Below are 14,177 nucleotides of genomic sequence, written 5' to 3'. Positions count from 1 at the left end.
CGACATCATTTCCGCCCGGGCCCGTTCCACTCCGACTGGCCCCTGTACGCCACCGCACAGGTGACCCGCGCCGGACCGGAAACCGGGCGGGACTTCCTCTTCGGTACGAGCAGATCCCCGCCGCCCGCGAGCGCCGCGGCCTCCGCGACCGACGCCGTGCCCACCGCGGCGAGCGCCGCCGCCGACGGATGCGGTACGGCGATCCCCGCCAGCAGCGCCGCCGGATACCCCCGTACCGGCACCCCGAGCCGCGCCGCCGCCCCGGTGATCCCCGCCGCCCCCGCTCTGGCCTCGACCGTGGCCAGTCCGACGACGCGGCACCGTGCCAGCCCCGCCGCCCGCAGCGTCTCCTCGATCAGCCCGAGCACCTCCGCCACCGAGGCGCCGTCGCGCGCGCCGACCCCCACCACCAGCGCCGCCCCCGGTTCCTGATGTGCGCCGACCCGGTCCGATCGGCTATGCAGGGGCGCATGGCGGTCTTCGTCGCGCTCGGCGCGTTCCTCATGACGCTGTTCGGCGGCTGGACGGCGCAGCGCGTCACCGACCGGCGCCATCTCGTGCTGGGACTCGCCGGTGGACTGATGCTCGGCGTGGTCGGCCTCGACCTGCTGCCCGAGGCGCTGCACGCCGCCGGTGAGGAGTTCCTGGGGGTGCCGCGGGCGCTGCTGCTCTTCGTCGGCGGTTTCCTCGTCGCCCATCTGGTCGAACGGCTCCTCGCCGTCCGCCAGGCCGCCCACGGCGGCGACCCGCACGACCCCGCCGGGCCCGGCCACACCCACGGCCACGGCCCCGGCACGGACGGGCGCGTCCCCCAGGTGGGGCTGACCGCCGCCTCGGCCATGGTGGGCCACAGCCTGATGGACGGCGTCGCCCTCGGCGCCGCCTTCCAGGTCGGCGGCGGCATGGGCACCGCCGTGGCGCTCGCCGTCATCGCCCATGACTTCGCCGACGGCTTCAACACGTACACGATCACCAGCCTGTACGGGAACGACCGCCGCCGGGCCGTCGCCATGCTGGTCGCGGACGCCCTCGCGCCGGTCCTCGGCGCCGCGTCCACGCTGCTCTTCACGCTCCCGGAGGAACTGCTCGGCGGCTACCTCGGGTTCTTCGGCGGTGTGCTGCTCTATCTCGCCGCCGCCGAGATCCTGCCCGAGGCGCACCACGACCACCCGGCCCGCTCCACGCTCCTGTGCACCGTCCTGGGCGTGGGCTTCATCTGGCTGGTGGTCGGGGTCGCCGGCTGACCGCCGCGCCGGGACGGCGTTCACCGCCCGTCCCCGGCCACCGCCCGCGCGGCCCGCGCCACGAACCGCCGCGCCATCTCCGGCGTCGCCGCCCAGTGCGTGTGCAGATAGCTCGCGTGCACACCGCCCCTGACATACCCCTCCACCCGGCGCTCCGGATGGACCAGACCCCAGGCGGGCTCCGCCCCGGCCCCCGGCTCCAGCACCGTCCGGTGGAACTCGTGGCCCCGTACCCGGGTCCCGGCCGCAGCCAGCGCGTTGTCGCCGATCGCCACCGCCTCCCGGTAGCCCAGCGTCAGCCGCCCCGACATCCGGGCTTCGGCCGGCAGCACCCCGCACATCGGCTTCCCGTCCAGGGAGCGCGCCAGATAGAGCAGCCCGGCGCACTCTGCGGCCACCGGCGCGCCCGCGTGCCCCAGCTCCGCCACGGCCTTGCGCAGCGGCTCGTTGGCGGACAGCTCCGGGGCGTACACCTCGGGGAAGCCGCCCCCGATCACCAGCCCCCGGGTGTCCGGGGGCAGCGCCTCGTCCCGCAGCGGGTCGAAGGGGACGACCTCGGCGCCGGCCGCCGTCAGCAGCTCGGTGTGTTCCGCGTACGAGAACGTGAACGCCGGCCCGCCGGCCACCGCGATCACCGGCCGCGCGGCCCCCGGCGCCACGACCGGCGCCACCCCCGGCTCCCACGCCTCCGCGGTCAGCTCGGGCGCGCTGCGCGCCAGCGCCAGCAGCGCCTCCAGATCGCATCCGGCCCGCACCCGCCCGGCCAGCTCCGCCATCGCGCCCAGCGCGTCGGCGCGCCGCTCGGCCACCGGCACCAGGCCCAGGTGGCGCGAGGGCGTACCGACCTGGTCCGTACGGCGCAGCACCCCCATCACCGGCACCCCGCAGCCGTCCAGCGCGTCCCGCAGCAGCCGCTCGTGCCGGTCCGTGGCGACCTTGTTGAGGATCACCCCGCCGATCCGCACCTCCGGGTCCCAGGACGCGAAGCCGTGCACCAGTGCCGCCACGGAACGCGACTGCGATGAGGCGTCCACGACCAGCACCACCGGCGCCCGCAGCAGCTTCGACACCTGGGCCGTGGAGGCCAGTTCGCCCTGGTCCGAGGCGCCGTCGTACAGCCCCATCACGCCCTCGACGACCGCCAGGTCGCACCCGGCCGCGCCGTACGCGAACAGCGGCCCGATCAGCCCGGGGCCGCACATGTACGCGTCGAGGTTCCGGCCGGGGCGCGTGAGGCCGCCGGAGGAGCCCGACGAGACCGCCAGGGTGTGGTAGCCGGGATCGATGTAGTCCGGGCCGACCTTGTGCGGGGAGACGGCGAGGCCGCGCTCCGAGAACGCCGCCATCAGGCCCGTCGCGACCGTCGTCTTCCCGCTTCCGGAGGACGGCGCGGCGATGACCAGACGCGGGACGTTCACCACTCGATGCCCCTCTGCCCCTTCTGCCCCGCGTCCATCGGGTGCTTGACCTTCGTCATCTCCGTGACCAGGTCCGCGAAGTCCATCAGCTCCCGCGGCGCGTTGCGGCCGGTGATCACCACATGCTGGGTACCGGGCCGGTTCCGCAGCACCTCGATCACCTCGTCGGTCGACACCCACCCCCAGTGCAGCGGGTAGGCGAACTCGTCCAGCACGTACAGCTTGTGCGTCTCGGCCGCCAGATCGCGCTTGACCTGCTCCCAGCCCTCCCGCGCCGCCTCCTCGTTGGAGAACTGCGCGTCCCGCTGCACCCAGGACCAGCCCTCGCCCATCTTGTGCCAGGAGACCGAGCCGCCCTCGCCGCTCGCCCCGAGCACCTTGAGGGCCTGCTCCTCGCCGACCTTCCACTTCGCGGACTTCACGAACTGGAAGACCCCGATCGGCCACCCCTGCGTCCACGCGCGCAGCGCGAGCCCGAAGGCCGCCGTCGACTTGCCCTTGCCGGTGCCCGTGTGGACGAGCACCAGCGGGCGGTTGCGGCGCTGACGGGTGGTGAGACCGTCGTCCGGTACGTTCTCCGGCTGTCCCTGCGGCATTACGCGGCCCTCCTGGGGTCCCCGGTGACGTAACCCTCGCAGTGTCCGTCACTCCTCTGCTGTACGTCCCTGACCAGGCCGGCGATGCTGTCGGCCCGCAACTCGTCCAGGGTGATCGCCGTCCCCGCCAGCTCACCGGCGAGCGAGGCGGCCAGCCCGAGCCGTACCGGACCCGCCTCGCAGTCCACGACCACCGACGCCGTCCCGTCCGCCGCGTGCAGCCGCGCCGCGCGCGCCGCCAGCGCCACCGGGTCCCGGCCGCCCGTCGCCCGCCCGTCCGTCACCACCAGCAGCAGCGGACGGCGCGCGGGGTCCCGCATCCGCTCCACCCGCAGCACGTCGTGCGCCTTCAGCAGCCCGGCCGCCAGCGGGGTCCGCCCGCCGGTCGGCAGCGACTCCAGCCGGGCCGCCGCCGCGTCCACCGAGGACGTCGGCGGCAGCGCCACCTCCGCGTCCTTCCCCCGGAAGGTGACCAGACCGACCTTGTCGCGCCGCTGGTAGGCGTCGAGCAGCAGCGACAGCACCGCGCCCTTCACGGCGCTCATCCGCCGCCTGGCCGCCATCGAACCGGACGCGTCGACCACGAAGAGCACGAGATTGCCCTCGCGCCCCTCCCTGGTCGCCTGCCGCAGATCGTCCCGGCGCACCACGAGCCCGGGACCGCTGCGCCCGCGCGCCCGCTGGTGCGGCGCCGCCGCCCGCACGGTCGCCGCGAGATGCAGCTTGGTCAGCGCGCCCCTGGGCCGCCGCGACCCGGTCGTCCTGCCCCGCTCGGTACGGGCCCGGGAGCGGCGCCCGGCCGCGCCCTCGCCCAGCCCCGGCACGCTCAGCACCTTCGTACGGAACGGCTCGGCGGACCGTACGGGGGACTGCTCACCGGCCCCGGCGCGCGGCTGCCCGCCCTCGGGCCGGGGCTCCGGCGGGGCGTCCGTCTCCTGGGGCGCGGGCGTGTCGTCGTGCGCCGGCCCGTCCTGCGCGGGCGCCTCCGGTCCCTCAGGGCCGCCGCACGGCGGCTGTCCGCCCCCGCCTCCCGGCCCGCCGGGGTCGTCAGGGCCGTCGGGGTCCGGGTCCTCGTCGCCCTGGAACTCGTCGCTCCGGAACTCCTCCAGCGTGTCGTCGAGCTTCTCCTCGTCGAGCCCCGGCGCGTCGAAGGGGTTACGGCGCCTGCGGTGCGGCAGCGCCAGCAGCGCCGCCTGCCGCACATCGTCGGCGGTGACGTCCGTGCGCCCGGCCCACGCCGCCAGCGCCGTCGCCGTCCGTGCCATCACGATGTCCGCGCGCATCCCGTCCACCTCGAACGCGGCGCAGGTCGCGGCTATCTGGCGCAGCGCCGTGTCCCCGAGACGCACGCTCGGCAGCAGCGCGCGCGCCGCGACGATCCGCTCCCGCAGCGCGGTCTCCTCGCCGGCCCAGCGCGCCGCGAACCCGGCCGGGTCGTCGTCGTACGCGAGCCGCCGCCGCACCACCTCCACCCGCAGATCGGGCTCGCGCGACGCCGCGACCTCCACGGTCAGCCCGAAGCGGTCCAGCAACTGCGGCCGCAGCTCGCCCTCCTCCGGGTTCATCGTCCCGACGAGCAGGAAGCGCGCGGCGTGCCGTACGGAGACACCCTCGCGCTCGACGTACGAGGCGCCCATGGCCGCCGCGTCCAGCAGCAGGTCCACGAGATGGTCGTGGAGCAGATTGACCTCGTCCACGTACAGCACCCCGCGGTGCGCGTCCGCGAGCAGCCCCGGCTCGAACGCCTTCACGCCCTCCGACAGCGCCCGCTCGATGTCCAGCGCCCCCACGAGCCGGTCCTCCGACGCGCCCACCGGCAGCTCGACCATCCGGGCGGCCCGCGCCTCGCCGGCCGCGCCCCCGTGCGGCCCGTCCGGGCACCGCGGATCCGGCGCCGCCGGGTCGCAACTGAACCGGCACCCGGTCACCACCGGCACCTCGGGCAGCAGGGCGGCCAGCGCCCGTACGGCCGTCGACTTCGCCGTGCCCTTCTCACCCCGTACGAGAACGCCGCCGACCGCGGGACTGACCGCGTTCAGCAGCAGGCCGAGCCGCAGATCGTCCATCCCCACCACGGCGGTGAACGGGAAAGGGGTGCTCATAGGCTGATCGCTCCTTCGAATGACTCATCGATGACCGGACGGCGTTCCTCGGTGCTCACAGCGGTGCTCACGGCCGTGCTCACAGCGGTGCTCACGGCGCCCCCGGAGGGATGAACGGCAGCCCGGCCGGGGCGCCCTCCTCGATCAGGCGCAGCAGCGCGGCCGTGTCCGCGTGCTCCTCGACGAGGTCGGCGAGCAGGTCGAGCTGTTCCTCGCGCAGCGCGTCGAAGCTGGTGTCCGGCGCGGGCACGAACCGCCGGCCCGCCGTCCGCGCCACCTCCGCCAGGAACCGCCGCCGGAACGCGTCGCTCTCCAGCGCCCCGTGCCAGTGCGTGCCCTGGACGGCGCCGGCCCGGCAGCCGTCCAGCGCCCGCCCCCGCGGGTCCGTGACAAAGGCGTCCCCGCCGCGTACGTCCGCGACGCCGTGGTGGATCTCGTACCCCTCGACCGGCTCGCCGAGGGCCACCCCGGTCGGCCGCGCGAGAGTCTTCTCCCGCTCGAACCTGACCCGTACGGGCAGCAGTCCGAGCCCGGCCACCTCACCCGCCCGGGACTCCACCTTGTCGTCGATCCGCTCGCCGAGGATCTGGTAGCCGCCGCAGATCCCCAGCACGGGACGGCCCTCGGCGGCCCGCAGGGCCAGCGCGTCGGCCAGCCCCCGCTCCCGCAGCCACGCCAGCGCCCGGACCGTGCCGCGCGTACCCGGCACGATCACCAGATCCGCGTCGGCCAGCTCCTCGGGACGGTCCACGAACCGCACCACGACACCGGGCTCCGCCGCCAGCGCGTCCACATCGGTGAAGTTCGACATCAGCGGCAGGGCGCAGACCGCCACCCGCAGCACGTCCGCGCCGTACGGGGGAGCCACCACCGACTCACGGGCGCCACCGCGCGGCGAGACCCGCAGGCCGTCCTCCTCGTCGATCCCCAGACCGTGCCGGAAGGGCAGCACGCCGAGCGTCGCCCGCCCGGTCAGCCCGCGCAGCATGTCGAGCCCCGGCTCCAGCAGCGAGACATCGCCCCGGAACTTGTTGACGAGATACCCGGCGACCAGCGCCTGGTCCTCCGGGCTCAGCAGCGCGGTCGTCCCGAAGAAGGAGGCGAAGACCCCGCCCCGGTCGATGTCCCCGACCACGACCACCGGCAGCCGCGCGGCCCGCGCGATCCCCATGTTCACGATGTCGGTACGGCGCAGATTGATCTCGGCCGGGCTGCCCGCGCCCTCACAGATCACGGCGTCGTACGTGGACCGCAGCTCCTGGAGGCACGCCAGCACGGGTTCGAGCAGCGCTTCCTGCCGGCCGCCGTGGTAGCCGCGGGCGCTCAGCTCCCCGACCGGCTTGCCCATCAGCACCACCTGGCTGCTGCGGTCGCTGCCCGGCTTCAGCAGCACGGGGTTCATCAGCGCGGTCGGCTCCACCCGCGCGGCCCGCGCCTGCATCGCCTGGGCGCGCCCGATCTCCGCGCCCTCGCGCGTCACGAACGAGTTCAGCGACATGTTCTGGCCCTTGAACGGCGCGACCTTCACACCCCGGCGCGCCAGCCAGCGGCAGATCCCCGCCGTGACGACGCTCTTGCCCGCGTCGGAGGTCGTACCGGCGATCAGCAGCCCTCCGCCGAGCCCCGTGCCCCCGCTGTTCCGGCTCATCCGCGCCTCCTGGTGGTGAGGGCCGCGCGCACCGCGCCGTACCCGAGGCGGCCCGTGACACAGGCCGCGAGAGCGAGCACGTTGACCCGGCGGGCCAGCCGCACGGCGCGCTCGATGTCCTGGACCCCGACCGGGCGCCCCGTGCCGTTCAGGACGGGGCGGTGCTCCACGCGCCCGCCGTACGCGAGCGTTCCGCCGAGCCGTACCCCCAGCGCCCCGGCGAACGAGGCCTCCACCGGCCCCGCGTTGGGGCTCGGATGGCGGTGCGCGTCCTGCCGTACGGCCCGCAGCGCACCGCGCCTGTCCTCTCCGGCGGCGACGGCCAGCGCGGCGGTCAGCCGGGCCCCCGGCCACCCCACGACATCGTCGAGCCGGGCCGACGCCCAGCCGAACCGGCGGTAACGCTCGCTCTTGTGACCCACCATCGCGTCCAGTGTGTTCACGGCCCGGAACCCGGCGAGCCCCGGCGCCCCGGCGACCGCGCCCCACACCAGGGCGCCCACGACGGCGTCGGAGGTGTTCTCGGCGACGGACTCCACGACGGCGCGCGCGATCTGCGCCTCGTCCAGGGAGTACGGGTCACGCCCGCACAGATGCGGCAGGCGCCGCCGGGCGGCTTCGAGGTCCCCGGCGGCCAGCGCGGCGCCGACGGCCCGCGCCTCGCGGCCCAGCGAGGCGCCCCCGACCACGGCCCAGGTGGCGGTGGCGGTCAGCGCCACGGAGGCGGCGGGGCTGCGGCGTACCGCGGTGGCGGCCAGTGCCGCGGCCCCGGCGGCGCCTCCGGCGCACAGCGCGGTGTGCAGCGCACCCCAGCCGCGGTGGTCGCGCCACAGCGCGCGTTCGACGGCCCCGGCGGCCCGCCCGAAGGCGGCCACCGGATGTCCCCGGCGCGGATCGCCGAACAGCCGGTCGCCCAGCAGGCCGAGGGTGGCGCCGTACGCGAAGACCCGCTCGGCGGCAGGGGCGGCTGAACCGCCGCGCGCGGCAAAACCGCAGCCAGGCATGGCGAAGTGTCCTCACTCAGGGTCCGCGCCCCGGTTCGACGTTCGGAGTACGACGGCGAGAGTTCCTGGCTCCTGGAGGCGAGGCTCACAGTGACAGTGGCGGGACCGCGCCGGATTCGCACCGGCTTCCTCTGCTGCCGTCGTCAATGGCCCCGGAAGTCCACCACGCTCCGCAACACCCGTCAACTCATCCTTGACCTGCGGCGGGACAGTGTGCGGAGCCCCACATCGGGCCGGTCGGCCGATGCGGGGCTCCTGGGGGCGTGCTCGTGGGCTCAGGCCACGATGAGACTGATCCCGTACGCGACGGCCCCGGCGCAGAGCGCGAAGCACAGGCAGGCGCCGGCGCGGGCCGCGAGCGGCGCGGGGCCGGTGGCGGGGGTGGAGGCGGCGGCCGAGGTGCCGGCCGGTCCTGGCGCGGCCGTGGAGCCGCGCTTGGCGAGGCCCACGATGCCCAGGGTGAACAGGCCCACGAGGCCGACGGTCGCCACGAGGCTGACGCCGAAGACGGAGCCGAGTGCTGCCCAGTCGATGTTCATACGGTCGCTTCCTTACACCGTGGCGGGGCGGGCCGGCTCACCGGTCTGGCCCGGGGTGGTGGCCGCGGGGGCCGGGATGGTGGTCGAGAGGTCCTGGTCGGCGGCGCCCGCCGGCGGAGGCGGGGTGACGGCCGCCATGGCGGTGGTGACCACTCCGGCCGGCTCGGCGGCGAGGCCGGTGCCCGCGGCGGGCTCGGCGGTGACGTTGGTGTGGTCGACCGGGCGGCGGCGCGAGGCGAGCCAGATCCCGGCGGAGCCCGCGACCAGCAGCACCGCGACGACGGCGATGCCCCAGGTGCCCTGGCCGGTCAGGAACTCGGCGCCGGCGGCGACCAGTCCCGCGGCCGGCAGCGTCAGCCCCCAGGCGACGAACATCCGGGTGGCGGTGGACCAGCGCACCACGCCGCCCTTGCGGCCGAGCCCCGCGCCCATCACGGCGCCGGAGCAGGACTGCGTGGTGGAGAGCGAGAAGCCCAGGTGCGAGGAGGCCAGGATGACGGTGGCTGCGCTGGTCTGGGCGGCGAAGCCCTGCTGCGGCTGGAGGTCGGTGAGGCCGGTGCCCATGGTGCGGATGATGCGCCAGCCGCCGAGGTACGTGCCGAGCGCGATCGCGATGCCCGCGGAGACGATCACCCACAGGGGCGGGTTGGAGCCGGGGGCGAGGACACCACCGGTGACCAGGGCGAGCGTGATGACGCCCATGGTCTTCTGCGCGTCGTTGGTGCCGTGGGCGAGCGAGACGAGCCCGGCGGAGGCGATCTGCCCGGCCCGGTAGCCCTTGGCGGTGGCCTTGTCGTCCGTACCGCGGCCGATCCGGTACGTCAGCCTCGTCGCCAGCAGGGCGGCGAGCCCGGCGACCACGGGGGCGGCGAGCGCGGGGATCAGGACCTTGGTGATGACGACCCCGCCGTTGACGCCGGAGGCGCCGACGGACATCAGGGTGGCGCCGATCAGGCCGCCGAAGAGCGCGTGGGAGGAGCTGGACGGGAGTCCGAGCAGCCAGGTGAGGAGATTCCACAGGATGGCGCCGACGAGCGCCGCGAAGATCACTTCTGTTCTGATGCCCCGCTCGTTGATGAGCCCGCCGGAGATCGTCTTGGCGACCTCCACGGACAGGAACGCGCCGACGAGATTCAGGACCGCGGACATGCCCACCGCGACCTTGGGCTTCAGAGCGCCGGTCGAGATGGTCGTCGCCATCGCGTTGGCGGTGTCGTGGAAACCGTTCGTGAAATCGAACACGAGAGCTGTCACGATCACGATCGCGAGCAGCAGCGTGATGTGTTCCATTGACCCAGGACCCAGGCAATCGTTCGACGTCGGTGGCCTCGGTGAACGTAAGGAGTCAGAGTGAACGGAAGATGAACTGGGCGGGTCCACGGAGTGACCCACTCCGTGGAGGTGCCGGCGGCGCCTGGCAGGATCGGCGTATGACGGATGAGCGGACCGGCGAACACGGTGAACCGGCGGGCGGGCACAGGGAATCGGCGACCGGACAGGGCGCCCTGGAGCGGGCCTGGGCGGAGCTGGTCGACACCGCGCGCAGAACGGCCGCGGAGGGGCTGGTCGTCGGCACCTCCGGCAATGTCTCGGTCCGGGTCGGCGACCTGGTCCTCGTCACCCCGAGCGGGGTGCCGTACGACCGGCTCGCACCCGGCGACGCGATCGCCGTCGATCTCGCGGGGCGGCAGGTCCTCGGCACCCTCACCCCCACCAGCGAACTGCCGCTGCATCTGGCCGTCTACCGCGACACCTCCGCGACGGCCGTGGTCCACACCCATGCCGTGCACGCCACCGCGGTCTCCACCCTCGTCCCCGAACTCCCCTTGATCCACTACATGGCGGCGGCCCTCGGCGGCCCGGTCCGTGTCGCCCCGTACGCGCTGTACGGCTCGGAGGAGCTGGCCCGCGGGATGTGCGAGGCCCTGGTGGACCGGACGGCCTGCCTGCTGCGGAACCACGGCACGGTGGCGTACGGCGACACCCTCGCCCAGGCGTACGACCGCACCGCCCAGCTCGAATGGATGTGCCACCTGTGGCTCACGGCCAGCGCGGTGCCGGGACACCGGCCCTCGCTGCTCTCGGAGGAGCAGGTCCGGGAGGTGGGGGAGAAGCTCCGGGGCTACGGCCAGCGGGAGTGACCCCCAGCCCCTGCCCCCGGGGCCTCCGCCCCCGACGGCCCCCGCCCGCTGGCCGGGTCCGGCACGGGTGGTGACACTGGGAGCGTGCGCCCGGCAACAGCGACGGCAGCGGCCGTCACCACAGTGCTCGGGGTCGGCGCGGCTGCGGTCGCGGCCGGCCGGTACGCCAGCGATGCCGCGCTCAAGGCACCGCCGGGGCGGCCCCTGCCCAGCGACCCCAAGATCACCGTGCACGCCATGGCCGCCGGACAGGTCACCCTGACCCGCTCGCTCGCCTCCCTGCGCCCCGGAACGTACGGGATCGAGGGCACGGGCGTGCACGCCGTCGTGGGCCCGGTCCTGGACGGCGTCCCGCACCCGGCCGACACCGTGGTGCGCCGCCTGGAACGGGTCACCCACGGCGCCCTCGTGCCGGGGCGGCGCGTCCGGCTCACCCCTCAGGTGCACAGCGGCGACCCCGGGACCGCCCTGGGCCTCGCCCACCAGAACGTGTGGATCCCGGGCGAACTCGGCTCCCTGCCGGCGTGGTTCGTGCCGGGTCCGCGCGACACCTGGGTGATCACCGTGCACGGCCTCGGCACCACCCGCGAGCACCCCCTGAACGTCATGGAGTTCCTCGCGGCCCAGCGTCTGCCCGTCCTCGACATCGCCTACCGGGGCGACCCGGGTGCGCCCCGCTCCCCGGACGGCCTGGGTCACCTCGGCGACTCCGAGTGGCGCGACCTCGACGCGGCGATCCGCCACGCCCTCCGCCTGGGCGCCGAGCGCGTGGTCCTGCACGGCTGGTCCACCGGCGCCTCGATGGCGCTGCACGCCGCCGCGAACTCCGCCCTCAGCGAGCGCATCGCCGGCCTCGTGCTCGACTCGCCGGTGCTGGACTGGGAGGCCACCCTGCGGGCACTGGCCACCGCCCGCCGGATCCCCGGGCCCCTGCTGCCGCTCGCCGTACGGGCCGCCCAGGGCCGGACGGGGCTGCACGGCGACCGGCTGCTGGAAGCCGCCGACCCGCGCAATCTGCATGTCCCGACGCTGATCTTCCATGGCCCCGACGACACGATGGCGTCCTGGAACCCCTCGCGCGAACTCGCCGCCCACCGGCCCGAACTGGTCGCCCTCCACACCGTCCCGCACGCCCCGCACGCGGCCATGTGGAACGCGGACCCCGACGGGTACGAGGAAACACTCCGCCGCTTCCTCACCCCGCTCATGTAGCACCGGCGCCCCGGGCCCGCGCCCGGCTCCGGGCGGTGCGGCGCGGACGAGGTGCGGACGCGGGTCCTGCGGTACGGCGCGGACGCGGGTGCCGCCGGTCCGCCCCGGCGCGCCTCCGCTTGGACTCCTTGCGCTGCCTTCGCGCCCCCGCGCGCACCGCACCGCCCGCCGGCGCGCCCCGGACCGCCGCCCTCCCCACCTCCCCGAACAGTCGTACGGCGCCCCCTGCGCACCGGTGAGACCGCTACGCACGAGGGGCCACTTCCGCCGTTCCGGTACCGCCGAAAGGGGTTCCGTTTGGGCTTTCGGGCAGTCACCGGGAAGACTGCCCCCGTGACGTCCCGAAAGCCTGATGAGCAATTGGCGCGCAACTCCACACTCCGACTCGTCCGCGGGCGGCCGTTGACCACGGCCCGACGGGCCGTGACCGAGGGGCGCAGCCGGCCGGCCCCCCGGCCGCCGCAGGGCACTCCGCCCCAGGCAGAGCTGGCCCGGCAGGCGAGGGCCGTGCTCGCCGACGCGGTACGGGTGGCCCGCTGGGCCGCCGTCGACCGGGACCCCGGCGCGGGCCCACTCACCGAGGCGGCGCGCGAACGGGCCGCGACAGCGCTGGAGTTGACCCCGGAGCAGGTCAGCGCGGCCTGGGACCGGGCCCGGCTGGCCGGTCTCGTCGAACTGCACGACGGCACCGTGCGCCCCGGCTGGCGGCTCCAGGCCTGGGACCGCGACGACAGCGCCGTCCAGCGCGGCTGGGTCGCCCTCTTCGACGCCTGGTCGCTCGTCCACCCCGGCCCCGCCGACATCGCCCCCGCGACGGTCGCGGAGGTCATCGAGGCCGTCCCCCAGGTGCTCTCCCTCCTCCAGCTCTCGGCCGGGCCGGTGCTCGTACCGACCCTGCTCGACCTGCTCCAGCAGCGCGTCGCGGAGCTGCACGAGGGACGCTGCGAGGTCCCCTACGGCCCGCAGCCCGCCCCGGCCCCCACCACCACCGAGCCGCAGGCCCCCGACCCGGTCGACGAGGCCCTGCTGCCCCCGCTGCTGGACTGGGCCCTGGACGGCCTCGCCGCCGTCGGCGCCCTCACCAGAGGAGAGGGCCAGGCCACCCTGACCCCGCTCGGCAACTGGGCGGTCTGGGTCAAGCTCGAACAGATCTGCGTCGCCGCCCAGAGCCCCGCGGGCAACATCGAGCAGTCCGCCGAGCACATGCTGCGCGGCTGCGCCCGGCTCACCCCGGGCCCGGCCCGCGCCGAGTACCGGGCCTGGCTCGCCGCCCGTACCGTCGGCAGTGCCGTCACCGAACTCCTCACCGTCGCCCGGGGCGAGGACGCCCTGCTGCGCGGGCTCGCCTTCGAGGCGCTGCGCGTGGTCGGCGCCCCGGCGGAGGCCGACGTGCGGGCCGCCGCCCATGACACCTCCCTGCGGCCCTACGCGCTGCTCTGGCTGGCGGAGTACGAGGGTGCCGACCCCGATGACGCCTCCGAGGTGCTGACCCGGGAGGAGTCGACCTGGCTGTGGGTCGACACGGCGGCGGCCGTCGCGGACCACGGCGAGAGCGATCTGCTGGTCAGGCACCTCGAATCGGCGGTCCAGGGCAATGTGCCCGCGCTGCTCGCCGAGGTCAGGGCCCTGGGCCATCCCCGTACCGTCCAGGTGTTGGTCGCCCTGGCCGCCGCACACCCCGACCCCGCCCTGGCCAAGGCCGTCCGCAGGGCCGCCTTCCAGGTGCACACCGGAGGATCCTGACGCGCCCGGCGCCCCCACGGCCGGGGGCGCCACCCCCGGCCGCCCGGGAGCGTGCCAGGGCCGTGACGGACCCCTTGGCGCGGGATCGCCACCCCGACCCGGGCCCGTCAGCCCGGAACCGCCGGTGCGTACGTCCCGAAGCTCCATATGTTGCCCTCGGAGTCCCGCGCCATGTAGTCCCGCGCGCCGTACTCCTGGTCCGTGGGCGGCAGCAGGATCTCCACGCCGTGCGCCGCCGCCCGCGCGTGGTGCGCGTCGGGGTCCTCCACGGCCACGTAGACCCCCACCGGGCCGCCGTCCGCCATGGCCCGCGCGAAGACGCCCTTCCTGCCCCGGGAGCCCAGCATCACCATCCCGTTGCCGTACGCCAGCTCGGCGTGGAGCACCGTGCCGTCCTCGCTCGCGTACACACTGACCTCCGTGAAGCCGAAGGCCTCCTTGAGCGTGCCGATCGCGGCCTTCGCGTCCTGGTAGAGGAGCGTCGGACAGATGCTCGGTCCACCGGTCATGCTGATCACCCCTTCACTCAC

The 14,177-nt window shown here is 75.1% G+C and carries 13 protein-coding genes and 1 riboswitch; of the genes, 4 read left to right on the top strand and 9 right to left on the bottom strand.

Translation table 11 applies throughout. From position 1 onward, the window contains the following. Window positions 1-5: 5 nt before the first annotated feature. Entirely contained in the window at window positions 6-410 is a 405-nt protein-coding gene (locus tag ACIQ7D_RS33065; RefSeq protein WP_403944082.1) for a cobalamin biosynthesis protein, read from the bottom strand. A gap of 60 nt (window positions 411-470) precedes the next feature. Here ACIQ7D_RS33065 and ACIQ7D_RS33060 point away from each other — a divergent pair, with 60 nt between their 5' ends. Further along, complete coding sequence (locus ACIQ7D_RS33060) at window positions 471-1,244, top strand: ZIP family metal transporter (RefSeq protein WP_403944079.1); 774 nt, start codon at window positions 471-473, stop codon at window positions 1,242-1,244. A 20-nt stretch (window positions 1,245-1,264) separates the two neighbouring features. On the opposite strand, the gene ACIQ7D_RS33055 is transcribed toward ACIQ7D_RS33060, so the two are convergent. The 7 genes from ACIQ7D_RS33055 to ACIQ7D_RS33025 all read right to left on the bottom strand — a co-directional run bounded on the left by ACIQ7D_RS33055 (window position 1,265) and on the right by ACIQ7D_RS33025 (window position 9,841). Then, window positions 1,265-2,665, bottom strand: a complete 1,401-nt coding sequence (locus tag ACIQ7D_RS33055) for a cobyrinate a,c-diamide synthase (RefSeq protein WP_403944077.1) — start codon at window positions 2,663-2,665, stop codon at window positions 1,265-1,267. Next, window positions 2,659-3,258 carry a cob(I)yrinic acid a,c-diamide adenosyltransferase gene (gene cobO / locus ACIQ7D_RS33050; RefSeq protein WP_403944075.1) on the bottom strand — a complete coding sequence of 200 codons (600 nt, stop codon included), beginning with the start codon at window positions 3,256-3,258 and terminating at the stop codon, window positions 2,659-2,661. The genes ACIQ7D_RS33055 and cobO overlap by 7 nt, the downstream gene beginning before the upstream one ends. Beyond that, window positions 3,258-5,360, bottom strand: a complete 2,103-nt coding sequence (locus ACIQ7D_RS33045) for a putative cobaltochelatase (protein WP_403944072.1) — start codon at window positions 5,358-5,360, stop codon at window positions 3,258-3,260. Before ACIQ7D_RS33045 ends, cobO begins: the two co-directional genes overlap by 1 nt. Window positions 5,361-5,451: 91 nt before the next feature. After that, window positions 5,452-7,008: a cobyric acid synthase gene (locus ACIQ7D_RS33040; protein ID WP_403944070.1), complete on the bottom strand. Its 1,557-nt coding sequence runs from the start codon at window positions 7,006-7,008 to the stop codon at window positions 5,452-5,454. Beyond that, a complete protein-coding gene (locus ACIQ7D_RS33035; protein ID WP_403944067.1) occupies window positions 7,005-8,012 on the bottom strand; it encodes a cobalamin biosynthesis protein in 1,008 nt (335 codons plus the stop codon). Before ACIQ7D_RS33035 ends, ACIQ7D_RS33040 begins: the two co-directional genes overlap by 4 nt. Window positions 8,013-8,048: 36 nt before the next feature. Then, window positions 8,049-8,169, bottom strand: a riboswitch (cobalamin riboswitch). A gap of 118 nt (window positions 8,170-8,287) precedes the next feature. Beyond that, window positions 8,288-8,551 carry a hypothetical protein gene (locus ACIQ7D_RS33030; protein ID WP_403944064.1) on the bottom strand — a complete coding sequence of 88 codons (264 nt, stop codon included), beginning with the start codon at window positions 8,549-8,551 and terminating at the stop codon, window positions 8,288-8,290. A 12-nt stretch (window positions 8,552-8,563) separates the two neighbouring features. After that, window positions 8,564-9,841 carry an anion permease gene (locus ACIQ7D_RS33025; protein WP_403944061.1) on the bottom strand — a complete coding sequence of 426 codons (1,278 nt, stop codon included), beginning with the start codon at window positions 9,839-9,841 and terminating at the stop codon, window positions 8,564-8,566. A gap of 140 nt (window positions 9,842-9,981) precedes the next feature. Between ACIQ7D_RS33025 and ACIQ7D_RS33020 the strand changes: the two genes are divergently transcribed. From ACIQ7D_RS33020 to ACIQ7D_RS33010, 3 genes are all read left to right on the top strand, one after another. Beyond that, the gene (locus ACIQ7D_RS33020) at window positions 9,982-10,692 is read left to right on the top strand and encodes a class II aldolase/adducin family protein (protein WP_403944059.1); all 711 of its coding nucleotides are present in this window, start codon (window positions 9,982-9,984) and stop codon (window positions 10,690-10,692) included. 84 nt (window positions 10,693-10,776) lie between these two features. Then, window positions 10,777-11,904, top strand: coding sequence for an alpha/beta hydrolase (locus ACIQ7D_RS33015; protein ID WP_403944058.1), 1,128 nt, complete (start codon window positions 10,777-10,779; stop codon window positions 11,902-11,904). 423 nt (window positions 11,905-12,327) lie between these two features. After that, complete coding sequence (locus ACIQ7D_RS33010) at window positions 12,328-13,647, top strand: hypothetical protein (RefSeq protein ID WP_403944055.1); 1,320 nt, start codon at window positions 12,328-12,330, stop codon at window positions 13,645-13,647. 107 nt (window positions 13,648-13,754) lie between these two features. Here the strand turns inward: ACIQ7D_RS33010 and ACIQ7D_RS33005 are convergent, their stop codons facing one another. Further along, window positions 13,755-14,156: a VOC family protein gene (locus tag ACIQ7D_RS33005; RefSeq protein ID WP_403944053.1), complete on the bottom strand. Its 402-nt coding sequence runs from the start codon at window positions 14,154-14,156 to the stop codon at window positions 13,755-13,757. Window positions 14,157-14,177 lie beyond the last annotated feature (21 nt).

Source organism: Streptomyces sp. NPDC096310, from assembly GCF_044763125.1.
Classification (GTDB): Bacteria; Actinomycetota; Actinomycetes; order Streptomycetales; family Streptomycetaceae; genus Streptomyces.
This window is presented reverse-complemented; position numbering and strand designations above follow the sequence as displayed.